Source organism: Sorangium sp. So ce1504 (assembly GCF_051521635.1).
GTDB lineage: Bacteria > Myxococcota_A > Polyangia > Polyangiales > Polyangiaceae > Sorangium > Sorangium cellulosum_B.
This window is the reverse complement of sequence record NZ_CP150365.1, coordinates 5,965,826-5,987,527: the sequence shown is the minus strand read 5'-3', so window position 1 is coordinate 5,987,527 and position 21,702 is coordinate 5,965,826. Positions and strand designations below refer to the sequence as shown.

The window sequence follows — 21,702 nt, the reverse complement described above, 5'->3', positions numbered from 1 at the left end:
GTCGCCGCTCCACACCCATGGTAAAGAGCCCGCCGGCCGGGCGTCAACATCAGCCCTGATGTCCCGCCGCCTCGAGGGCCGCGCGCAGATGATCGGCCATGACTTGCACGTTCGGCGGCAAATTCATGGTGATGTGATTGCCAGGGACCTCGTGGACAGTGAGCTGGCCCTGGATCAAATCGAGCCATCCCCGCGCCGGGTTGTTCACGGTCATGGCGTCGCGCTCGCTCGCCTCGAAGAAGAGCACGTCACCCGGGTAGGGGCGGGGGACATAGCGCAGCATCGCCTGCAGGTTGGCGGTGACGATCTTGCGGAACGTGGCGAGCTCCTGGAGCGCCAGCTTCGGGAACATCCGGGAGACACCCTTCTTGCGCTGGAGCACGTGGAGCAGCTGCTCGTCCGGGGAGAGGTGCCGGATCTCCTCCGCGGGGACGGGGAGACTCGCATCGCCGCTGATCAGGTAGGCGAGGCGCTCGGGGGTGTCGAGATCCTCGGGGAACACCGCCGAGGGCGCGGGCGTGTCGATCATCATGAGAAGCGCGACGCGCTCGCCCCCGGAGATGAGCTGGTGCGCCATCTCGAAGGCGACGACCCCGCCGAAGGACGACCCGCCGAGCACGTAGGGGCCCTCCGGCTGGATGTGCCGCCGTACCGCCTCGAGGTAGCGCGCGGCCATCTCCTCGACGCGGGTCAAGGGCGGCGCCTTGCCTTCGATGCCCTGCGCCTGCAGCCCGTACACGGGCTGCGCCGGGTCCAGGCAGGTGGCGAGATCGTGGTAGAAGTAAACGTGCCCTCCGACCGGGTGCATCAGGAAGAGCGGCCGCCCGGTGCCGGGCTTGATCCGCACGAGCGACGCGGGCAAGAGGCGCGCGGGAGAGCGCCTCGACAGCGAGGTGGATGAGGGCGAGTCGGACTGCGCGATGAGCTCGGCCAGGGCCGCCACGGTCGGCGCGTTGAGCAGGCTGTGGCCGGGGAGATCCATGTTCACGACGCTGCGCAGCCGGGAGATGAGCTGGACGGCGAGCAGCGAGTCGCCGCCGAGCGCGAAGAAGTCGTCGTGGACGCCGATCCGCTCGATGCCGAACAGCTTCTCCCACGTCTCGGCGACGGCGCGCTCCAGCGGATCGCGCGGCGCCACGTAGGCCGTGCCGAGGTCGGGCCGCGGGTGGACCGATCTCGGGATGCCCTCGGACTCGACGTCCCGCGAGGGCGGCGCGATCGAGCTGGCCGAGGGGCGCTGCTTAGCCTGCGCTTCCCGCTTCAGGACCAGGACGTGGGGCGTGGGGCTCGTGAGGACGCGCATCCAGGCGTCGAGCGCCTCGTCGCGCGAGATCCCCTCCTCCGCGGCGGCCGCGCCGCCCTCGCTCGAGTCGGCCGCGGGCTCGGGATCCTTGCCGCGCGAGGCGTCCTGCCGCTGCCACGGGTCCCACTCGATCGCGATCGTGAGCGGGCCGTCACCGGCGGCCCGCCGCTGCGCGAAGGCGCCGAGGAAGGCGGTCGCGGCGCACTGGCCCGCGAGGCCCGCCCCGCGGGCGCCCGCGGTCCGCGCGGCGCACAGCGCGACGAAATCGGGCCGGAGGCCCCGGAGCGACTCGTCGAGGACGAGCGCGCCGTCGAGCTTCGGGGCGAGGAGCGCCTCGCCCTCCTCGCGCGTCATGCGCTGGAGGGGCACGGCGCGGCGGGCGCCCGCCGCGTGGATCACGCCGTCGATCCGCCCGAAGCGCTGGAGCCCCTCGGCCACCGCGCGCTGCATGTCGTCGAGCCGCGTGACGTCGGCCGTCACGAGCAGCACCTCGGCGCCCAGCCGCTCCATCTCGAGCACCGCGCCGATCTTGCGGCGTAGCGCGTCGAAGGCGCCCGCGCCGGCGAGGCCGTCCCAGGCCTCCCGGGGCGGGAGCGCCGTCCGGCCCGCGAGCACGAGCTTCGCGCGCGCGACCTTCGCGAGGTGCTCCGCGAGGGCGGAGCCGACGGCCCCGAGCCCGCCGGCGATCAGGTAGACGCCGCCCTCCCGGAGGCGCGGCGGCAGGCCCTCGGCGCGGTCCATGCGCGCGGGCTCGAAGATCCGGACCCAGCGCTCCCCGTTCCGGTAGGCGATGACGGGCTCGGTCTGCTCCAGCGTGACCTCGGCGAGGAGCTGGTCGATGAGCCTCGCCTCCTGCAGCGTCCGCGGCTCCGGCAGGTCGATGTCGACGCTGATGCACGAGACGTTCGGGTACGCCCTGGGGATGGCCTCGCACGGGCCGAGCAGCGTGGCCTTCTCGGGGCAGAGCACGGCCGCGTCGGTCACCTTCTGCATGTGGCTCGTCACGACGCCGAGCCGCACCTCGTCGCGAATCCCCGCGTCGCCGATCCCCTGGGCCAGCGCGACGAGGCTGGCGAACCCGAGCCGCTGGGCCTCCGCGAGGCGGCCGGCGTCGAGCGGCGCGCGCGCGGGCTTGGTCACGCCCCACAGGAACATGATGCGCGAGGGGGACACGCCCGCCGCGCGCAGCGCGCCGAAGAGGGACGCGTGGTCCGCGCGGCTCGCGGGGGCGACGGTGAACTCGCCCTCGCCCGTCTCGGCGAAGCCCTCGCCCGGCCGCACGGTGATGACCTTGTAGCCGTCCCGGCGGAGCCGCATCTCCATCCGGGCGCCCAGCCCGTAGCTGTCGGCGAAGACGACGCAGCACTGCGCCCTGGCCGGCCGGGCCGACGCCTTCATCGACCCCGACAGCACCGAGCGCTTCCAGGCCAGGAGGTGGATCAGGCCGGCCGGCTCCGGCGCGCTGCGCGCCGGCCGGCGCGCGGCGCTCGAGGGCGGGTCGATCCAGTACCGCTTCCGCTCGAACGGGTAGGTCGGCAGGGGCACGCGCCGGCGGGGCTCGTGGGTGTAGAAGCCCGACCAGTCGACGCGGACGCCGGAGAGCCAGAGCTGGCCCAGCGTCTCCAGCAGGAACCCGATGTCGGACTGGCGGTGGTGGACGTGCCGGATCGACGAGAGCATCACCCGGCGGGCGCCCCGCGCGGGGTGCTGCTTGGCCAGGGTCGCGAGCACCCGGCCCGGGCCGACCTCGAGCAGGGCGCGCGTCGGATCGGCGAGCACCTCGCCGAGCCCCGCCATGAAGCGCACCGGCTCGCGCACGTGCCTCGCCCAGTACCCGGGGTCCTGCGCGTCGGCCGCGGACAGCCAGGTGCCGGTGACGTTCGACGCGATCGGGATCTTCGGGGCGCTCGGGCGCGCGCGGGCCACGATCGCGGTGAACGACGCGAGCATCGGCTCCATCATCCGGGAGTGGAACGCGTGCGACGTCTGGAGGCGCGTGCACTCCAGCTCGCGCTCGGCGAAGAGCCGGTCGGAGAGCGCCTCGACGGCGTCCTCGGGCCCGGCCACGACGCAGGCGGCCGGCCCGTTGACGGCCGCGAGCGAGAGCGCGCCGCCCCCCTCGTCGAGCAGCGGCTGCACCTCGGCCTCGGGCAGCGGGACCGCGAGCATCGCGCCCGGCGGCATCTCCTGCATCAGCTTGCCCCGCCGGGCGACGATCTTCAGCGCGTCCTCCAGCGAGAAGACGCCCGCGAGGCAGGCCGCGACGTACTCGCCGAGGCTGTGGCCGATCATCGCCGCGGGCCGGATGCCCCACTCCATCCAGAGCGTGGCGAGCGCGTACTCGATCACGAAGAGCGCGGGCTGGGCGAAGCGCGTCTGCTTGAGCAGCTCCGCGGCCGCCGCCTCCCGCCCCGGGGGCGGGTAGATCACCTCGCGGAGATCGAACCCGAGCTCGGGCTGGAGCATGGCCGCGCAGAGATCGACGCCGGCGCAGAACGTGGGCTCCCGCTCGTACAGCTCCCGCGCCATGCCGGCGTACTGCGTGCCCTGCCCCGGGAACATGAGGACGACCGGGCGATCGATGGCCTCCTCGACGTGCGCGAGGACCCGCCGCTCCCCGAGCGTCGACAGCAGGCTCACCGCCTCGTCTGCGTCGTTGCAGACGAGCATGCGCCGGTGCGGGAACGTCTTGCGGCCGACCTGGAGCGTGAACGCGACGTCCGGCAGGCTGACGTCCGGGTGCGCCTTGAGGTACCCGACGAGGTTCTCGGTGATCGTGTCGAGCGCGGTCCTCGTGCGGGCGGAGAGCAGGAGGAGCTGCCAGGACCGCCCGCCGGGCGCCGCCGCCGCGTGGGGCGCCTCCTCGAGGATGGCGTGGGCGTTGGTGCCGCCGATGCCGAACGAGCTCACGCCGGCGCGGCGGGGCCCGTCGCCGGGCTCCCAGTCCGCGAGCGCCGCGTTGACGTAGAACGGGCTGTTCGCGAAGTCGATCTCCGGGTTCGGCGTCTTGAAGTGCAGGCTGGCCGGGATCTGCCGGTGGCGGAGCGCCTGCACGACCTTGATCACGCCGGTGATGCCGGCGGCGACGTCGAGGTGCCCGACGTTCGGCTTGACCGAGCCGAGCGCGCACCAGCCCTTGCGCTGGCCGCGGGACCGGGCGCGGAACGCCCGGGTGAGCGCCGCGACCTCGATGGGATCCCCGAGGCGCGTGCCGGTGCCGTGGGCCTCCACGTAGCTGATCGTCTCGGGATCGGTGTTCGCCATCGCCAGGGCCTGCGCGATGACCTGCGCCTGCCCCTCCACGCCCGGCGCGGTGAACCCGATCTTGCCCGAGCCGTCGTTGTTGACGGCCGAGCCCCGGATCACCGCCTCGATGTGATCGCCGCTGTCGAGGGCGTCCTCGAGCCGGCGCAGCACGATGACGCCCGCGCCGTTGCCGACCACCGTCCCCTGCGCCTCGGCGTCGAACGCGCGGCAGCGCCCGTCGGGCGAGAGGATCATGCCGTGCCGGTACAGGTAACCCGACCGCGTGGGGACGTTGATGGCCACGCCGCCGGCCAGCGCCATGTCGCACTGGTAGGTGAGCAGCGCCTGGCAGGCCATGTGGACGGCCACGAGCGAGGTGGAACAGGCGGTCTGGACCGCGACGCTCGGCCCGCGGAGGTTCAGCTTGTACGAGGTCCGCGTGGGCAGGAAGTCCTTGTCGTTGGCGACGTAGACTTGATAGTCCATCGCCTTCCTGAGCTCGTGGTTCGGGTAAAGGTTGCTCAGGAAATACGTGTCGTGGCCGCTCGCGCCCGCGTAGACGCCGATGGTCCCCTTGAACGCCTCGGGGTTGTACCCGGCGTGCTCGAGCGCCTCCCACGCGCACTCCAGGAAGAAGCGGTGCTGCGGATCCAGGATCTCGGCCTCTCGCGGGGTCATCCCGAAGAAGGCCGCGTCGAACCACTCCACCTCGTCGAGCACGGCCCGCGCGCGGACGTAGCTCGGGTCCGAGGCCACCTCCGGGGGCACGCCCGCCGCGGCGAGATCCTGATCCGAGAGCGCCGCGATCGACTCGACCCCATCGCGCAGGTTCTGCCAGAAGGCGTCGACGCTCCTCGCGCCCGGGAAGCGGCCGGCCATCCCGATGATCGCGATTTGGTCCTCCGGGACGGGTTGATCAAGCGGATCCATTCTGTCTGCTCTTGGCTGCCTGCTTCTTTCGTTTCAGGATCTCTCGCTGCTTCAGCGCCCGGGCGTCGGCCTCCGAGAGGTCGCTCCCGCCGCCGCTGCCGCTCGCGAGGAACGCGGCGAGATCGGTGACCGTCGGGCGCGCGAACAGATCGACGATGGAGAGATCGCTGCCGAACGACTCCCGGACGCGCTCGTGGAGGCGCATCAGGAGCAGCGAGTGGCCGCCCAGATCGAAGAAGTTGTCCTGCACGCTCACGCGCTCGATGCCGAGGACGTCCTGCCATATCGCGGTGAGCCGCTCCTCGAGCGAGCTCCGCGGCGCCACCATGGGCGCGCTCTCGGGGCGGAGCTCGACGGGGGCCGGCAGGGCGCGGCGGTCCACCTTGCCGTTGCCCGTGAGGGGCAGCGCGTCGAGCAGCACGATGGCCGAGGGGTGCATGTAGTCGGGCAGCCGCCGCTGCGCGTGATCGCGGATCGCACGCTCGAGCCCGCCGGTCGGATCCGCCATGAACGGGCGCGCGCGGGCCCCGGCTTGCGCGGGCGGCGCCGCGGCCCTGCCGCCGTGCGGGACGACGTACGCCACGAGGCGCCGGTCGCCCGAGCGCGCCGGCTGCGCCACCACGACCACCTCGCGCACGGCCGGGTGCTCGCCGAGGACCACCTCGATCTCGCCGAGCTCGATCCGGTAACCGCGGACCTTGACCTGCTGATCCATGCGGCCGAGGAACTCGAGCTGCCCGTCCGGCATCAGGCGGACGCGATCGCCGGTCCGGTACAGCCGCCCTCCCGGCTCGCCGCCGATGGGATCGTGGATGAACCGCTCCGCGGTGAGCTCCGGCAGATCGAGGTAGCCGCGCGCGAGGCCCTCTCCGCCGATGCAGAGCTCCCCGGGGACGCCGGCCGGGACCTCGTTGAGATCCCGGTCGAGCACGTGCACCCTCGTGCCGGGGATCGGGCTTCCGATGGGCACCGTGTGGCCGACCGGGCGCTCCACCGCGGCGCAGCAGGCGAACGTCGCGGCCTCCGTGGGCCCGTAGCCGTTGATCATCCGGCACCCCGGGAGCTCGGCGAGGACCCGGTTGACGTGCTGCGGGGACAGGACGTCCCCCCCGGCCACGATCTGGCGCAGGCCGCGCAGCGCCGTGATCCGCTCGTCCACGAGGAGGTGGAAGACGCCGGCGGTGAGCCACACCGTGGTCACCCCGTGCTGCCGGATCACGCGATCCAGGTCGTCGAGCGACGCGGGCGCGGGGGGCATGACGACCAGCCGGCCGCCGTTGAGGAGCGCGCCCCAGATCTCGAACTGCGACGTGTCGAAGGAGATCGACGCGAGCTGCAGGAAGACCTCGTCCGGCGCGAAGCGCGCGTACGTCGTGCCCTTGACGAGCCGGGCCACGCCCCGGTGCGGCACGGCCACGCCCTTGGGCCGGCCGGTGGAGCCCGACGTGTACATGACATAGGCGAGTTGGTCCGGCGTCGCCAGCTCCGTCGGGTTGTCGTCGCGCGCCCGGCCGATCTCCTCGGGATCCGCGTCCAGGCAGAGGACGCGCGCGCGGCACCCCGGCAGCACCGCGCCGACGCGCACCTGGGTGAGCATCACGCGGACCCGGGCCTGCTCCAGCATGAACGCGAGGCGCTCGGTGGGGTAGGTCGGATCCAGGGGCACGAAGGCAAGGCCCGCCTTCAGCACGCCGAGGAGCGCGACGATCATCTCGATCGACCGGTACATGCACACGGCCACGCGGTCTTCGGGCGCGAGGGCGCCCTCGTCGGTGCGCGCGAGGGCCCCCTCGTCGGGGCCGGGCGCGGCCCCGGGCCCCGGCGCCCCCGGCGCGCGGAGGCCGAGCAGGGTGTGCGCGAGCTGGTTGGCCCGCCGGTTCAGCTCCCGGTAGGTGAGCGACGTGACGTTGCCCGCGCCGTCGTCGAAGACGACCGCGACGGCCTCGGGAGAGCGCTCGACCTGGGCCTCGAAGAGGCGGTGAATGCACGCGTCCGACCCGGGGCCGGCCGGGGCGGTGCCCCACGCGCGGAGCGCGCTCCGCTCCTCGGGCGTGAGCAGCGGCAGCGCCGAGAGGCGCAGATCGACGTCGCGCGACGCGCCCTCGAGCAGGGCCTCGTAGTGGCCCGCCATCCGCTCGATGGTGCGGGCGTCGAACAGCGCGGTGCTGTACTCGATGCGCCCGATGATGCCGTCCTCGCGCTCGTCGAGCTCCAGCATCAGGTCGAACTTGGACGCGCCCGTGTCCACGTCGAGCTGGCTCAGGGTCCAGCCCGGATCGAGCGCCGGCACGGGCGGCTCCAGCACGAAGGCGACCTGGAACAGCGGGTTCTGGCCGGGGACCCGCTTCGGCTGGAGCGCCTGCACGACGCTGGCGAACGGCACGTCCTGGTGCGAGAGCGCGGCCTGGCTCACCGCCCGCACGCGCCCGAGCAGCTGCCGGAACGTCGGGTCGCCGCGCAGGTCGGTGCGCAGCACGAGCGTGTTCAGGAAGAAGCCGAGGAGGTCCTCGGTCTCCGGCGGGTGGCGGCACGACGCGGACGTGCCCACGACGACCTCGTCCTGCCGCGCGTACCGGTAGAGCATCGCCTTGAAGGCCGAGAGCAGGACCACGAAGAGCGTGACGCCCTGCTCCCTGGCCAGCGCCTTCAGCCGGAGCGTGAGCTCCCGCGACAGGGCGACGCAGTGGCGGGCCCCCGCGAGGCTCGGGGCGGCCGGGCGCGGCCTGTCGGTCGGCAGCTCCAGGGTGGGCAGGTCGGCGAGCTGTCGCCTCCAGTAATCGAGCTGCGGCTGGAGGGCGCCGCTCAGCTGCTGCTCCCGCTGCCAGACCGCGTAATCGGCGTAGTGGATCGCGCGCTCGGGCAGCGGCGACGGCCTGCCCGCGGCGAACGCCTGGTAGAGCGCGTGGAGCTCCCTCGGGAGCGCGTCGAAGATGGAGACTCCATCCATCAGGATGTGGTGCACCACCACGAACAGCACGTGGTCGGCCTCGTCGAGCCGGACCAGCGTGGCCCGGAGCAGCGGGCCGCGGGCGAGATCGAACGGGCGCCGGGCCTCGTCTGTGGCGAGCGCGACGGCGCGCCCCCACCGCGCCTCGGCCGGCAGCGCGGTCAGCTCGACGACCGGCAGATCGAGCGGCGCCGGGGGCAGGATCTGCTGCACGGGCTCGCCGCCGACGACCGCGACGACGCTCCTCAGGATCTCGTGGCGCCTGAGGAGCTCGTCGAGGGCGCGCCCCAGGACCGGGACGTCGAGGGGCCCGCGGAGGCGCAGGGAGAACGGCTCGTTGTAGAACGGCGCGCCCGGGTGGAGCGAGGCGTGGAGCCAGATCTGCCGCTGCCCGTGCGAGAGGGGGATGGGCCGGTCGCGCGGCGCAGGCCGGATGGCCGCGGCGGCCGGGCGCTGCTTCGGCCGGGGGAGCGACTCCACGAGCTCGGCCAGCGCGGCGACCGTGGGGGCGTCGCACAGGCTCTGCAGGGAGAGCTCGACGCCGAGCGCGCGGCGCAGCCGCGACAGCACCCGCGCGGCGAGCAGCGAGTGCGCCCCGAGGTCGAAGACGTCGTCGTGGACGCGGAGGTGCTCGATCCCGAGCGCCTCGGCCCACGCCGCGGCGATCGCCGCCTCGATCTGGTTGCGCGGCGCGAGGGGCTCGCCGTCGCCGCGATCGGGCCGGGCGGCGTCCGGCGGCGGCAGGGCCGCGCGGTCCACCTTCCCGCTGGGGCCGAGCGGCAGCGCGTCGAGCAGCACGAACGTCGACGGGATCATGACCTCGGGGAGGCTCTCGCGGAGGAAGCTGCGCAGCGCGGGCACGACGGCCCGGGGGGCGGCCGGGGGCGCGTCCGGCGCGTCCGGGCGCGCGACGACGTAGGCGACGAGGCGGCCCTCGCTGGCGACGGCCACCGCCGCGCGGACGGCGGGGTGGCGCCCAAGCGCGGCCTCGACCTCGCCGAGCTCGACGCGGTGGCCGCGGATCTTCACCTGCTGGTCGACGCGCCCGAGGAAGGCGAGATCGCCGCCGGGCAGGCGGCGCACCACGTCCCCCGTGCGGTAGAGCCGGGCCTCCGGGGTGGAGCTGAACGGATCGGGGACGAACCGCGCCGCCGTGAGCTCGGGCCGTCCCAGGTAGCTCCGGGCCAGCCCGGGTCCACCGAGGTAGAGCTCGCCGGCCTCGCCGTCCGGGACCGGGCGCATGGCATGGTCGAGCACGTAGCAGCGCGCGTTCCTGATCGGCCGGCCGATGGCGAGGGGCTCGCCGGGGTCCCGAACCGGGTCGAGCCCGTCGGCCATCGTGGCGCACACGGTGAACTCGGTGGGACCGTAGGCGTTGATGAACCTGCGCCCCTGCGCCCAGCGCGCGGCGAGGTCGGCCGGGCAGGTCTCGCCGGCGACGATGAGGGTCCGGAGCGCGGGCAGCGAGCGCTCCGCGCCCTCGGGGAAGGCGGCGAGCGCGGAGGGGGGGAAGGTCGCGATCGACACCTCCTCCGCGCGCATCCGATCGAGCAGCGCGGGCCCGGGGATCATCTCGGCCTGCGCCCCCATCACCAGGGTGCCTCCCCGGGCGAGCGTCATCGCGATCTCCCAGACCGACGCATCGAAGCTGAGGGACGCGAACTGGAGCACGCGGCAGCCCGGCGCCACGTCGAATCGCTCGGCCAGCGCGCGGGTGAGGTTGGTGAGGCCGCGGTGCGTCAGCAGCGTGCCCTTGGGCCTGCCGGTCGAGCCCGACGTGTAGATGACGTAGGCGAGGTCGTCGGGGCCCGTGGTGTCCGGCGGGTCCTCGCCGCTGAAGCCCGCGGTCAGATCGCGATCGCCGTCCAGGAGGACCACGCGCGCCCCGTGGCGCGGCAGCGACGGGAGCAGCCGCGCCTGGGTGAGCAGGACGGGCGCCCCGGCGTCCTCGAGCATGAAGGCGACCCGCTCCCGCGGGTACGCGGGGTCGACAGGGACATAGGCGCCGCCGGCCTTGAGCGCCGCGAGCAGCCCGATGAGCGCCTCCAGGGAGCGCTCGGCGCAGAGCGCGACGAGGACGTCGCGGCCGACGCCCAGGCTCCTCAAGTGGTGCGCGAGCTGGTTCGCGCGGCGATTCAGCTCCTGATAGGTGAGCCGGTCAGGGCCGAAGGATGCGGCCACGACGCCGGGCGTGCGCCCGGCCTGGAGCTCGAACGAGCGGTGAATGCTGGCGTCCTCGGAGCTGAAGTCGTGATAGGTCATGTCGTGTGTGGTGGTAGGAGTCTCTCCAGGGGCAGAACATCAGCCGCCGTGTGCGAGCCCGAGCAGCGACGCGAGGGCGTCACGCATCTCGTTCAGAACCGTCCCAGGAGCACCGGAGTGAGCTCCAGGGCGGCAGCCGGTGACACGGGCGCGCCCCCGACGTTTCAGGGGCGCGGTCGGCACGGATACCATGCTGCATCACGCTGGTACTCACGCTTCGATGGGCGAGTCCATCGACGCCGTGGCAGGGTGACGGTCCACAATTCAAGGCTATTCGCAGCGCAGCCGATTACACACAACCGCGGAATGAAGGTCAAGCGGGACGTACGGCTTTTTTCGGCGTGGAGGGGCATGTGGTCGCGGCGCTGCGTCATGAGGCGATCGCTCCCGGCCGGCAGTCCTGGCCCGCGTGGCCCGCGACGACCGCGCCGGGCTCGCACACCGCGACGGAGCCCGCCGCGAACGAGGCGTCGGGAGCACTCGTAATCAGGTGGTGATCGACGATGTCCCGATTGCCGATCGTACGGGTTTCATGAATCGAACATCGCCGATCTTCAGAGGTCGCCGAGAGGGGCTGTCGAGCGTCCGCCCCGGCCCCGACCGCACCGAGACATCCCTCGCGCGGAGCCCTGCCGCGGGGCGGGCCCGCGGCGCGTCCATCGCCGGCGCCGCCTCACCGCGCCTCCGCGGCGGACGCGCCGCGACCCGGACCGGCGCCGCGCTCACCCGATACCCACGCGCTCCTCGTTGAAGCCCTCCGTCCGCGTCATCGCCGACTGGAAGAGGCTCGCCAGCACTTTGACCGGCCACGACAGGCTGTCCATCGACCGGCACCACTCGAGCGCCAGGAAGCCCGCGGCCCCGACCGCGAGCAGCAGCGCGGTCGTGATCAGCACGACCCGGCTGTGCAGCGACAGCCGCGGCGGGCGCTCGCCCCGGAGCCGCAGCCTGGCCCGGCGCAGGAGCTCGTCGTGCACCGGGAAGCCGAGGCCGCCGAGGATCACGAGCGTCATCACGACGATGCAGGCCGCGGGCGTCGCGGTGGACTATGGAATACATCATGGACGCCGCTGCGGAGGAGCGGCTTCAGCAGTACATTGACGGCATTGGCACGGTCCTCGGTCATCCCGAGCGCCGGGAGGCGTTTGCGAGCTACACGCTGGGGCTTCTCAGCGATCTGGAACGCAAGAGCGTTGAGCCGATCGCCGCGTTGGGAGTGTGCCAACGATCCAAGTCGCCGGCGCGAAGCGCAGATCCCTGACGGCATTCAGTTCAAGAGCAAGGTGGATCTGGCACTCGACGCGATCGAGCGCGCTGCGGCCGACAACGTGCCGGGTCAGCTCGTGCTTGCGGACGCCGTCTACGGTCGCTCGGCAAAGTTTCGCGACACCGTGCGCCTGCTCGGCTTCGACTACCCCGTCGGTGTGGACTCGACGACGATGGTCGTCGCCCTCGGTCCCGGCGGGCGCTGGAACAAGACGCCCATGACAGCCGACGAGCTCGCGCGCAAGCTTGGCAAAAAGGCGTTTCGTCGGATCACATGGCGCGAAGGTACGGGCAAGAAGCTCGCGTCGCGGTTCGCCTTGCGCCGCGTTCGGCTCGCCAATGACGATTGACGATGGCATCCCGGTCGAGGAGCACGAACCGCTGTGGCTGCTCATCGAGTGGCCGTTCGGCGAAAGCGATCCCTCGAAGTTCGCGGTCACGACGCTGGGGACCAAGATGTCCAAGAAGCAGATCGTACGCCAGTACAAGGAGCGCTACCGAACTGAGCAGGCCTACGAAGAGATGAAGGGCGAGCTGGGGCTCGATCACTTCGAAGGGCGGCGATTCCGAGGCTGGCACCACCATGTTTCCGTCGTCCTGTGCTGTTACGCCTTCATCGTGGCCGAGCGTGATCGGTCTTTTTTCCCTCGGCAGACGCCGAAGGTCACGCCCACCCGCTCCGCTTCGCGGCCTGAGCGTCACTTCGCCGACTCGCTCGCGACCGTTCGCCGCGCGATCGCTCGCGCCTTGATCGCGTGGCTGCCTCTGTTACCGAGCAGGCTGTTTGACGGCCGGAAGATCCGGCTCTGTGATGGCCATCATCGAGCTGGATCTCCGCTCACCGCGATTGCAGCGAGGCGATGCGGCACGCCGCAGGGCGGTGTGGCTTCGCCACTACTGGCGAATATCTATATGCACCGCTTCATCAAGGCGTTTCGGATGCATGGTTTGGCAACGAAGTATCGAGCCGAGCTCGTTACCTACGCAGATGATTTTGTGGTGCTTTGCGGCGGCAACGCACGGAAAGTCCTCGATATCGTCCGGCAATGGATGACGAGGATTGGCCTGACGATCAACGAAGCCAAGACAAGCGTCCGCGATGCTCGGCGCGAACACTTCGACTTCCTCGGATACACCTTCGGCCCGCTGCACTCGCCGCGGACCAGGGGTAAGTACAACGGGGCACGACCTTCGAACAAGGCCGTGGCTCGTCTGCGGGAAGCCGTGCGCGCGCGGCTACGGCCCGGGAATCAAGCGGTCATAGCAGACGTCGTCAAAGCCTTGAACCGCGTGCTGCGCGGGTGGGCAAACTACTTCTGCTATGGCTCGCGCACCAGGGCTCGCCACGCCATGGACCTTCACGTCGAAGAACGCATGCGTGCGTTTCTTCGACGTCGGCACAAGGTGGCGGGACGCGGTTGCCGGCAGTTCCCCAAAGAGAAGATCTTCGGAGAGCTTGGAGTCTTGTCGATGGAACACCTCCCATGACTCGTAGAAGCGAATGCCTTGCCGTGAAACCCGTCCGAGAGCCGGATGATCGAGATGGTCACGTCCGGTTCGATGAGCGGGCACCGGAAACGGGGCGATGGCGCGGATTGAGGCACCGGCGCAGCACGCGAAAGCGACCGGAAACAGCAACTCCCCGCGACCTCATGCTACCGCGTCGGTGCTCGACTCTATCAGGCTCCCCCTGGAAATCTGTGGTGAGAGGGCGGAGAATGGACCTGACCCGTGCCGAAGCCTTCCCATCTCCGATCGGTCGATCCTACCCCCGCCCCAGCGGCGCAGGGCGCTGCTCCCCGCCCGAGTGGCGTCGTTCGTAGCTTCAGCCGGCCTCACGTCAGCGATGACAACGCGTTCTCCCAGGCGCAGTTCAAGACGCTCAAGTACCAACCCGACTATCCGGATCGCTTCGCCTCGCTGGCTCATGCACGCGCGTGGTGCCAGGAGTTCTTCAGCTGGTATAACGACCTTCATCAGCATTCTGGCCTTGGGCTCTTCACTCCTGCTGATGTGTTCTACTGCCGCGTTGAAGATATCGCGGCCCGTCGACAGGTCGCCCTCGATGCGGCCTACGCCGCGCATCCAGGACGCTTCCCGAACGGTCCGCCCGTCGTACGCAGGCCGCCCGCTTCGGTAGCCATCAACCCGCTATCCGTCGACGACGCCGCATGCGAGGACGCGGCGCCGCCGCGCACGGACACGACCAGCGCCGCTTCCGAGCCCGTCGCTGCGCCCACCGCCATGGCGCAGCCGCAGCGACCGCAACCGCCCGGGTCCCATAGGCGGAGCGCGTCCCTCAACGCGATCCGCTCATAGGCTCCACCTGGCCGAGGTTCTGCACGGTCGCGCCGCGCACGAGCTCGAGCGTCGCCGGGCTCAGCTCTTTCACGCCGACGAGCGACGGCCGGCCGCAGATGCTCACGTCCTCGTGCTTCTCGCCGACGAGGATCCGCCGCCCCTTGCCGGAGGCCGCGGGCTCGTCGAGCACGACGCTGGCCCGCTCCTCGCCGTGCTCCCCTTTGCGGATCCCGGTCCAGCCGCTCCAGAGGAGCACGGGCTCGCCTCCTTTACCGGCGAGCGGCGCCGCGTGTCGGTGATCATCCCGTCCCGCGTCCGATCGGTGAAGAGCGCGGCCGGCTGCGCCGCGGCGCCGCGCGCCCATGTCGAGAGGACCAGCAGACCCAGGCCGAGCGCGCGGAGCCTCTTCATCGGCGGTGCTTATCGCCCACGGCCCCTGGGGGCGCAATGGGGGCGGCGGGCGGACGGGGGGGCTCGCGGGTCAGGTCTTCGGGGCTGTTGGGACGTCGCGATCTCCTCGCAGAAGGTGAGGTCGCGCCGAACGGCGCCTACGACGTCGACGTGCGCGCGACGAAGGGCCCGCGCTCGATGGACGTCAAGGGCATCGTCCGCCCCGGGCGCTGCGACTGAGCGCCCGCGCTCTTCAGCCGTGGGGGCGATTCACAAACGCGATGCATTGCCCCTGGTTCTTGAAGCCAAAATTCTCCCAGCCGCCGTGCTTGCATTGGTCCCTGGATACAGGCCCAGCGATGAAGGACGCGATATGCGTCCGCCAGATGTCAATGTCACCGTCGGGCCCGATGTACTCATTGGCCGACCAGAAGGTCCTGCCATCGGACGGGTCGAGCACCGTCGTGCTGTAATCACCTATCCGGAAATTGTAGAAGAAAAAGCCGCCGCCCGGAGCCACGACCGTGGCGGCGAGCTGGCCGACGGGCTTGATGATGGTGCCGACCCACATCGAGAGGTACTCGCTGCTCGACGACTCCATCCAGGTCAAGCCCAGGCCTCCCTTGCTGTCCTCATCCACGGACGGCATCTGGACCGCCACTCCCTCGCCGGGATCGATCACACCCTCCTGGAGGAGCGTGGGCTCGCCGCACGACACGTCGATCTGATAGTACAGGCCCTTGGGGTAGACGAAACCATCCGCCGCGGTGCTCGAGGCCATCGCCGTCACCAGGTGCCCGTTGCGGTACTGGACTTGAGTGGTCGTCGTGTTCGGAAAGGTAGTGACGCTGCCGCCTGGCTGATCGGCCCTCTCGGCGTTGCGGTACTGCGCGACTGGCAGCGACGTGTACGTGAAGCTCGGCGCGTTGGTGAGGTAGTTGGTCATCTTGGTGACACGGATGGTGCTGCCACCAAAATCCGTGCCGTCGGTCGAGACGAACCACTCCACGCCGCCCGCCTCATCGCCGTGCATCTGGGCCGGCGGCATCGCCCGGAACTGGAAGATCGGATGCGAGACGTAATAGATCAGGGTACCCGACAAGGCTGCCGCCTTGTCAATCGAGGCGATCGCGGCCGCTGCGCCGCCGCTGCCGAAGTCGTTATAAGAGATGAAGATGGCATCCTTGTTGAAGCCTAGCTTGGCGTAGTCGGGGAAACCGCCGACGCCTGTGAGGTGGTACGTCGGCTTGAATCCGTGGAGCGGGTTGCCGTCGTTCGACACCGCCAGGAACAGCCCCTCGCCAGTGCTGTCGAAGGCCGAAACGTACCAGCGGTCGGCGGTGTCGTCGTACACCACGTAGGGGTCGCCGCCAGAGAACGCCCCGAAGAACGTCGAGAGGGGCTCGTCGAGCAGAATGCTCCCCGTGGTCTTGTTGAAGACGCGGATCTGGACGTTGACCGTCTCGACGACGAAATTGTTGCCCACGGCCGCGTTGGTGTCGGGCGGCAAACAGCCGCAGCTCGAGCCGAGGAAGCCAATACCATCGTAACTCTGGCCGACGATCTGCGCCAACGCCGTGGGTTCGCTCATCGCGTCACCAACGGCGCTGAAGAGCGGTCCCTGGGCGTTCTGCACGCACGCGCCCAGCGACCCGCCGACAGGGGTGGGGGTCAGGTCCACGGGGACCGGGAGCGGCGCGCCGACGGGGAGCGCCATGGCAGAGCCAGCGGCCATGACGGAGGCCAGACCGGCCGACGACAGGATCGACTTCTTCATACTTTCTCCACCTGATTGATGCACTCGCAGGGGCACGCCTCAAAGGCCGGACGACCCTGGCAACACGGCAATCGCGGCAGAGGGCACGCCTCTCGTCGGGCCGCTTGACGGAGCCTTGTGCCTACGCCGTTCGTCGGCGCGCTGGTTCGCGCCCTCGACCGGCGCGAAGCCCTGCCAATCTAGCTTATCGGTCTTGTGGCGACAAGCGCGCTCATGCCTCATGCTCGTCTCGAGCGTGGACGGCGAGCTTTGCGCGTACCTCCGCTCTGGTCACGATGGGGGAGGACAAGACGAGCAATGGCGATCCCGTGAGCCCAGGACGCCGGATGCCTCATGCCCGCGCCGCCACCCTGGGCGCATAGGTAAAAGAAGCCGGAGCGCAGCGCGAGCGCGTAGATAAAAGAAGCCGGAGCGCAGCGCGAGCGCGCAGGTAAAAGAAGCCGGAGCGCAGCGCGAAGAGGTGTAGCACGGCAACCCGAAAGGGTGGGACCGCGAGCGTCGTGATGGCTCGGTCCTGGGTCGAAAGAGCGTGGTCCGGGCGGCGCCGAGCGCGCTACGGGGCGCATCGGCGTGCCGTGGGCACACGTGTCCGTCCGGGCGTTGGTCTGGCCCGGGAGGCGCGTCGCGAGACGCTATGGGGCGTCACCGGGCGCCTTGCGGCGCACAACGGTGCTTTTCCAGTACGGTGGCCGCCGCGTGGACGCTGGGAGAGCGTGCTGGAACATCGGTCGGCTCGCCGAGCGCGGAGAGAAAGCGGGCGATGTTCCTTGGCTCGGTCACCAGGGCGACGAGCTTCATCCGCCCCTTGCAAGTTGGGCACTCTAGGACATCGATCGCAAATGTGCGGCGCAAGAGCTCGGCTCACGGTCGATAGCCGCCACGCTTGCGTTTCGGAGCGGCGTCATCGTCCCCCCCGTGTCAGAGAAGATGTCGCCGAGGGATCATCGCAGCGAAATCTCGTAAGCTCTCCAGCAGGTGGATATCGCTTTCCCTTGCGTCCCTTACGCTCTTGCGGTGTCCTCTCCATGGGTCACGTCGTTGGTGGCGGGGGATCGCATCGGAGGACGAGCATGGAGAGCTTCTCGCGGTTGACGATGGGGGTGTCTGGGCTCGGGCTGGTCATGGCCCTGACGGGAGCCGCCGGCTGTCTCGGCGCGGCCGACGGGGAGGACGCAGCGCTGGCCGAGCCGAGCGCGACGGGGGCGCAAGCGCTGACCGGGTGGCAGTGCGCGGCGTGCGTCAGCGGTGAAACCACGCACTCCGTGTCGCTGAGCCAGGGCAGCGCGCTCGGCTGCGCGAATGGCGAGGCCTACCGCTGCGAGCTCATCCCCTGGGCCACGCGGGCGTCCTTCGCGCATTGCGGCGCCTCCGTCGCCTGTCCGCCCGGCTGGTACGTGAGCAGCTCGCAGAGCGGGCCGAGCTACTGCGCCGGGATCTACGATCGGATCTCGTGTGGCGCGGTGCCGTACCCGAGTGGGGCTTACGCGACGTGCGATCCGATCTGCTACCCTGGCTTCACCGAGACGGTGGTGAATGCCGGCGTGCCGAGCTGTGATTACCAGGACAAGCGCACCTGCGTGAAGTGAGCGGCGGCGCCCGAAGCCTGCTGCCTGCCAACAGCGCTTTGTCGGAGGCCTTCCGGGGCGCTTCGGTATGCAACCACCGCGCGCGAGCGATCTCGGGAGAGCCCGCGGCCGCCGGCGTCGTCGCCGCGCTACCCGCTGCAGCAGCGGAACCCGATGGTATGATCGGTGTCGGCGCGCTCGCGCTCGTCGCGCGCGTCGCACCGGAGCTCTTCGAGCGTTCCCTCGCTGTCGAACGCCCCGCCCCGGGTCCTGCAGAGGTCGCCGGAGCCGACGTCGTCGGAGCACGCGTCTTCCCACTCGCGGACGTTTCCGCTCATGTGCTGCAGGCCGAGATAGCCGCCCTCGCACGCCAGGCTGGTGTCGTCGCCGACCGGCACCGTCTCGGTGCTGTCGCCGTTGCACTGGAGAGCGTCGAACTCGCCGGTGGAGTGAGCGAGCGCGCCGTGCTTGCTGCACGCGTCGAACCACTCGCCCTGCGCCATGTCACCGCGGAACGGCAGCGGGCCGCCGTGGCGCTCGCCGCAGAGGCGCTTGCCGTGGCTCTTGCAGAAGGCGCGCGCGTCGCACCAGTCGACGCAGGTGGCGGGGTGCTCGTCCTCCTTGCGGCGCGCCGTGCACACGAGGGGCGCGTCGGGCCCGGTGTCGTCGAAATCGAAGGTGCTGTTGAACGAGCAGAACGGCTCCTGCGCCGCGACGTCCGGCTGCGTGGCGAGGAAGGCGCGGTAGGCGGCGTTCGACACCTCGGTCTGATCGATGCAGAACGAGCTCTCGATCGTCACCATGCCGGCGGGGCACTGGCAGACGCCCTCGGTGCACGCGGCCGTCGTGCAGTCGGCGCTGGCGTCGCAGGGCTGGCCGTACAGGCACGAGGCGTTGCCGGCCCCGGGCTCGCAGGTGAGGCCGTGCAGCGGGCGCGCGAGCGAGCACGCCGAGAGGAGGGCCGCCGCCAGGGCGGCGGCGCCGCCGCGGGCGCGGGCCGACGGGCGCATCAGAAGGCCCCCGCGACGCCCGCGGCGTTGCCGGCGATGAACGGCCAGAGCGCCGTCGCGCCGGCCTTCGGGGGCTGCGCCGCGGCCGGCCGGGTCATGTAGAGCCACGCCGCGGCGCCCAGCGCGACGACGCCCACGCCGAGGCCGACGTCGGCGATTGCGTGCTGGACCCGGATGGCGCGCACCTCGCCCTCCGCGCAGCGCGGGGCGCACGTGGCGCGCAGGTCGGCCTCGGCGCTCAGCGAGAGGGCGCCGGCGACGGCGAACACCGCGAGCCCAGCGACGCCGACGGCGCCGGAGGCCCACACGAGCCCCGGGACCGAGGGCTCCGCGGGCGGCGCGGCGCGCGGGGCGAGCGGGGCGAGCGGGTGAGGCGAGGCTGGCGCGCCGGCCGAAGGTGCGCCGAGGGTCACGGTGAGCAGGCGGTTCTTCTCGCCCTCGCGGATCAGCACGCGCTCCTCGACGGCGGGGCCCGTCGCGGGCTCGAAGCGGAAGGTGTGCGGACCCGGGTCGACCGGCAGCGCCTTGCCGTCGAGCGCCGCGGCGAGGGGGCGCCCGTCCACGAGCACGCGCACGTCGAGGCGCTCTCGCCCGTGCGCGTCCCTCGCGGCGACGACCACGGAGGGCAGGCTCTGCTCGACCTCGGCGAGCCACGGCCCGCAGTCGGCCACGGCGGCCGCCGGACAACTCGGCTGCGAGCAGACGACCAGCGCGGCGCGCGCCTCGATCAGCCGGCCGTCGTGGCGGAGGCCCTGCGCGCGCTCGTAGGCGTCGGCGCACGCCTGCTTGTGCGGCGCGGCATCTGCGCGCGCGCCGGTGAGCGAGAGCGCCGCGGCGGCGGCGAGGGAGAGCGCGAGCCGGGCGCGGGCGGGACACGGAGGGTTCATCGGTTCACAGGCACTCAGGCTTGAGCCGGCGTATGCCGGCCTTGTCCACGGTATACGGCGGGGAGCAGCGCTGGGCGTCGGCGCGGGTCGTGCGTGCCGCGGGGGCCGGCGCGCGCGCGCCGGCTGCAGGGCGCGCCGGGCGCTGTGCGGGCGCTGGCGCGACGGCGTTCGCCGGGCCGGCCGCGGCGGCGCTCGCCGGATCAGCCGCGGCGGCGCTCGCCGGGCCGGCCGTGGCGGCGCTCGCCGGGCCGGCCGTGGCGGCGCTCGCCGGGCCGGCCGCGACGGTGCTCGTCGGGCTCGCCACGTTGGCGCTCGCCGTGTCAGCCGCGGCGGTGCTCGATGGGCTCGCCGCGACGGCGCTCGCCGCGCTTGCCGCCGAGGCGCCGGCCGGCTGCGCCGCGGGCGCGTGGACCGCGCGCGCGGCGTCCTCCGGGCCGGGAGGGGCGCGGCGCCACGACTGCGCCGCGAGCGCGGCCGCGCCGCCGAGGAGCAGCGCGCCGAGCAGCGCGAGCAGCGGGCGCGCGCGCTTCCTCGCCGTGGGGGGCGGACCATCGCGCCGCGCGCCGTCGGTCGCAGGCAGTCCCAGCGAGATCCCGCTGGACGTCACCGATCCGGGCGGGGACTCAGCCGCCGGCGTCCCCTGATCGAGGGCCCTCGACGGGATCGAGGGCGCGGTCTCTGCCAGCCCCCGCGCCGGGCCGCCCGGCGGCGCGGGCTCGCCTTTGTCTTCTGCCCCGTCGCTGGGCGCGCCCGACGGACCCCGCGCGGCCGCGCCCGAGCTGGCCGTCGCCGGGCCGCTCGGGATCCCCGCCGACGCGCTCTCGATGGCGGCGACGCGCGCCGCCCGCCGCGCGAGCGCGTCGCCGGCGAGCGCCTCCACCCACTCGCCCACGACGCGCGGCGACGCGAGCGGGACGGCGTCCTCGATGGCGACCGCGAGCTCGCGGGCGGTCGGGTAGCGGCCCTCCGGGTTCCGCTCGAGGGCACGGAGGACGATGGCGTCGAGCGCAGGCGGCACGTGCGCCGCGAGCGAGCTCGGGGGCAGGATCGGCTCTTCAAGCACGGCCCGGATGAGGTCGCCCTCGTCGCCGCCGTCGAAGAGCCGGCGGCCTGCGAGCGCCTCCCAGAGGACCGCGCCCGCCGCGAACACGTCGGTCCGCCGGGTCACGTCGGCGCAGAGGAGCTGCTCGGGCGCCATGTACGCGAGCTTGCCCTTGATCTGCCCGCCGCGGGTGGTGCTGAGCCGCCCGCGCGCCTTGGCGATGCCGAAGTCGAGCAGCCGCGCCGTCCCGTCGACGCCGACGAGCACGTTCTCGGGCGAGACGTCCCGGTGCACGATGCCGAGCGGCTCGCCCGACTCGCTGCGCGCCTCGTGGGCCGCGTGCAGGCCGTGGAGCGCGCCGCACGCGATGCTCGCGACGATGGGCACCGGCGCCGGCGCGCCGCCCGCGCGCGCCGCCCGGAGCAGCCGCGCCAGCGACTCGCCCCGCACGTACTCCATGACCAGGAACGCCTCGTCCTCGGCGAGGAGGAGGTCGACCATGGCGACGACGTTGGGGTGCTGGATGCGCGCGACGATGCGGGCCTCGTCGCGCAGGCTCTCGGCGATCTCGGGCGCTTCGGCGAGCGCGGGGTGCAGCCGCTTGATGGCCACGGTGCGCGAGAAGCCCGCGTCGCCGACGAGCCGGCCGAGGTGCACGGAGGCCATCCCGCCGGATGCGATCGCGCCGTACAGCAGATACCGCCCGATGGGCCTGGGCTGCGACGGCTCCGGCGACATGCCGGTGGGATGATACACGAGCGCGCCCGGCGCCGCCT

At 72.0% G+C, this 21,702-nt stretch carries 14 protein-coding genes and 1 pseudogene; 6 read left to right on the top strand and 9 right to left on the bottom strand.

Features of this window, described 5'->3' with window-relative positions; all coding sequences use genetic code 11:
* Positions 1-49 precede the first annotated feature (49 nt).
* From WMF39_RS22460 to WMF39_RS22450, 3 genes are all read right to left on the bottom strand, one after another.
* Complete coding sequence (locus tag WMF39_RS22460; protein WP_437747503.1) at positions 50-5,479, bottom strand: type I polyketide synthase; 5,430 nt, start codon at positions 5,477-5,479, stop codon at positions 50-52.
* Positions 5,466-10,688 carry an amino acid adenylation domain-containing protein gene (locus WMF39_RS22455; RefSeq protein WP_437747502.1) on the bottom strand — a complete coding sequence of 1,741 codons (5,223 nt, stop codon included), beginning with the start codon at positions 10,686-10,688 and terminating at the stop codon, positions 5,466-5,468. Before WMF39_RS22455 ends, WMF39_RS22460 begins: the two co-directional genes overlap by 14 nt.
* Before the next feature lie 722 nt (positions 10,689-11,410).
* On the bottom strand, positions 11,411-11,701 hold the full coding sequence (locus WMF39_RS22450; protein WP_437747501.1) for a hypothetical protein: 291 nt from the start codon (positions 11,699-11,701) through the stop codon (positions 11,411-11,413).
* Positions 11,702-11,748: 47 nt separating this feature from the next.
* On the opposite strand from WMF39_RS22450, the gene WMF39_RS22445 reads away from it, so the two are divergent.
* From WMF39_RS22445 to WMF39_RS22430, 4 genes and pseudogenes are all read left to right on the top strand, one after another.
* Positions 11,749-11,949 carry a hypothetical protein gene (locus WMF39_RS22445; RefSeq protein WP_437747500.1) on the top strand — a complete coding sequence of 67 codons (201 nt, stop codon included), beginning with the start codon at positions 11,749-11,751 and terminating at the stop codon, positions 11,947-11,949.
* Positions 11,882-12,304, top strand: coding sequence for a transposase (locus WMF39_RS22440; protein WP_437616374.1), 423 nt, complete (start codon positions 11,882-11,884; stop codon positions 12,302-12,304). The genes WMF39_RS22445 and WMF39_RS22440 overlap by 68 nt, the downstream gene beginning before the upstream one ends.
* Positions 12,294-13,442 (top strand): reverse transcriptase domain-containing protein, encoded by a 1,149-nt coding sequence (locus WMF39_RS22435; protein ID WP_437747499.1) that lies wholly within the window; start codon positions 12,294-12,296, stop codon positions 13,440-13,442. Before WMF39_RS22440 ends, WMF39_RS22435 begins: the two co-directional genes overlap by 11 nt.
* A 321-nt stretch (positions 13,443-13,763) precedes the next feature.
* Positions 13,764-14,102: pseudogene (locus tag WMF39_RS22430) on the top strand (integrase core domain-containing protein); the annotation flags it as partial.
* A 151-nt stretch (positions 14,103-14,253) separates the two neighbouring features.
* On the opposite strand, the gene WMF39_RS22425 reads toward WMF39_RS22430, so the two are convergent.
* Positions 14,254-14,511, bottom strand: coding sequence for a hypothetical protein (locus tag WMF39_RS22425; protein WP_437747498.1), 258 nt, complete (start codon positions 14,509-14,511; stop codon positions 14,254-14,256).
* 242 nt (positions 14,512-14,753) lie between these two features.
* Between WMF39_RS22425 and WMF39_RS22420 the strand changes: the two genes are divergently transcribed.
* Complete coding sequence (locus WMF39_RS22420; protein ID WP_437747497.1) at positions 14,754-14,885, top strand: hypothetical protein; 132 nt, start codon at positions 14,754-14,756, stop codon at positions 14,883-14,885.
* A gap of 13 nt (positions 14,886-14,898) precedes the next feature.
* Here the strand turns inward: WMF39_RS22420 and WMF39_RS22415 are convergent, their stop codons facing one another.
* The gene (locus tag WMF39_RS22415) at positions 14,899-16,422 is read right to left on the bottom strand and encodes a hypothetical protein (protein ID WP_437747496.1); all 1,524 of its coding nucleotides are present in this window, start codon (positions 16,420-16,422) and stop codon (positions 14,899-14,901) included.
* Positions 16,423-17,064: 642 nt separating this feature from the next.
* On the bottom strand, positions 17,065-17,220 hold the full coding sequence (locus tag WMF39_RS22410) for a hypothetical protein (protein WP_437747495.1): 156 nt from the start codon (positions 17,218-17,220) through the stop codon (positions 17,065-17,067).
* A 272-nt stretch (positions 17,221-17,492) separates the two neighbouring features.
* Here WMF39_RS22410 and WMF39_RS22405 point away from each other — a divergent pair, with 272 nt between their 5' ends.
* Positions 17,493-18,008: a hypothetical protein gene (locus WMF39_RS22405; RefSeq protein WP_437747494.1), complete on the top strand. Its 516-nt coding sequence runs from the start codon at positions 17,493-17,495 to the stop codon at positions 18,006-18,008.
* Between the two features lie 128 nt (positions 18,009-18,136).
* Here the strand turns inward: WMF39_RS22405 and WMF39_RS22400 are convergent, their stop codons facing one another.
* Genes WMF39_RS22400 through WMF39_RS22390 form a run of 3 tightly spaced genes read right to left on the bottom strand, consistent with a single transcriptional unit; the run spans position 18,137 to position 21,664 of the window.
* Positions 18,137-18,997 carry a formylglycine-generating enzyme family protein gene (locus WMF39_RS22400; protein ID WP_437747493.1) on the bottom strand — a complete coding sequence of 287 codons (861 nt, stop codon included), beginning with the start codon at positions 18,995-18,997 and terminating at the stop codon, positions 18,137-18,139.
* Positions 18,997-19,884 carry a hypothetical protein gene (locus tag WMF39_RS22395; protein WP_437747492.1) on the bottom strand — a complete coding sequence of 296 codons (888 nt, stop codon included), beginning with the start codon at positions 19,882-19,884 and terminating at the stop codon, positions 18,997-18,999. The genes WMF39_RS22400 and WMF39_RS22395 overlap by 1 nt, the downstream gene beginning before the upstream one ends.
* 4 nt (positions 19,885-19,888) lie before the next feature.
* Entirely contained in the window at positions 19,889-21,664 is a 1,776-nt protein-coding gene (locus WMF39_RS22390; RefSeq protein ID WP_437747491.1) for a protein kinase domain-containing protein, read from the bottom strand.
* Between the last annotated feature and the right edge of the window lie 38 nt (positions 21,665-21,702).

Coding starts and splice junctions, on each gene's coding strand:
- WMF39_RS22460 (WP_437747503.1), bottom strand. CDS start 5,479: ATGGATCCGCTTGATCAACCCGTCCCGGAGGACCAAATCGCGATCATC.
- WMF39_RS22455 (WP_437747502.1), bottom strand. CDS start 10,688: ATGACCTATCACGACTTCAGCTCCGAGGACGCCAGCATTCACCGCTCG.
- WMF39_RS22450 (WP_437747501.1), bottom strand. CDS start 11,701: ATGACGCTCGTGATCCTCGGCGGCCTCGGCTTCCCGGTGCACGACGAG.
- WMF39_RS22445 (WP_437747500.1), top strand. CDS start 11,749: ATGGACGCCGCTGCGGAGGAGCGGCTTCAGCAGTACATTGACGGCATT.
- WMF39_RS22435 (WP_437747499.1), top strand. CDS start 12,294: ATGACGATTGACGATGGCATCCCGGTCGAGGAGCACGAACCGCTGTGG.
- WMF39_RS22415 (WP_437747496.1), bottom strand. CDS start 16,422: ATGAAGAAGTCGATCCTGTCGTCGGCCGGTCTGGCCTCCGTCATGGCC.
- WMF39_RS22410 (WP_437747495.1), bottom strand. CDS start 17,220: ATGAAGCTCGTCGCCCTGGTGACCGAGCCAAGGAACATCGCCCGCTTT.
- WMF39_RS22405 (WP_437747494.1), top strand. CDS start 17,493: ATGGAGAGCTTCTCGCGGTTGACGATGGGGGTGTCTGGGCTCGGGCTG.
- WMF39_RS22400 (WP_437747493.1), bottom strand. CDS start 18,997: ATGCGCCCGTCGGCCCGCGCCCGCGGCGGCGCCGCCGCCCTGGCGGCG.
- WMF39_RS22395 (WP_437747492.1), bottom strand. CDS start 19,884: ATGAACCCTCCGTGTCCCGCCCGCGCCCGGCTCGCGCTCTCCCTCGCC.
- WMF39_RS22390 (WP_437747491.1), bottom strand. CDS start 21,664: ATGTCGCCGGAGCCGTCGCAGCCCAGGCCCATCGGGCGGTATCTGCTG.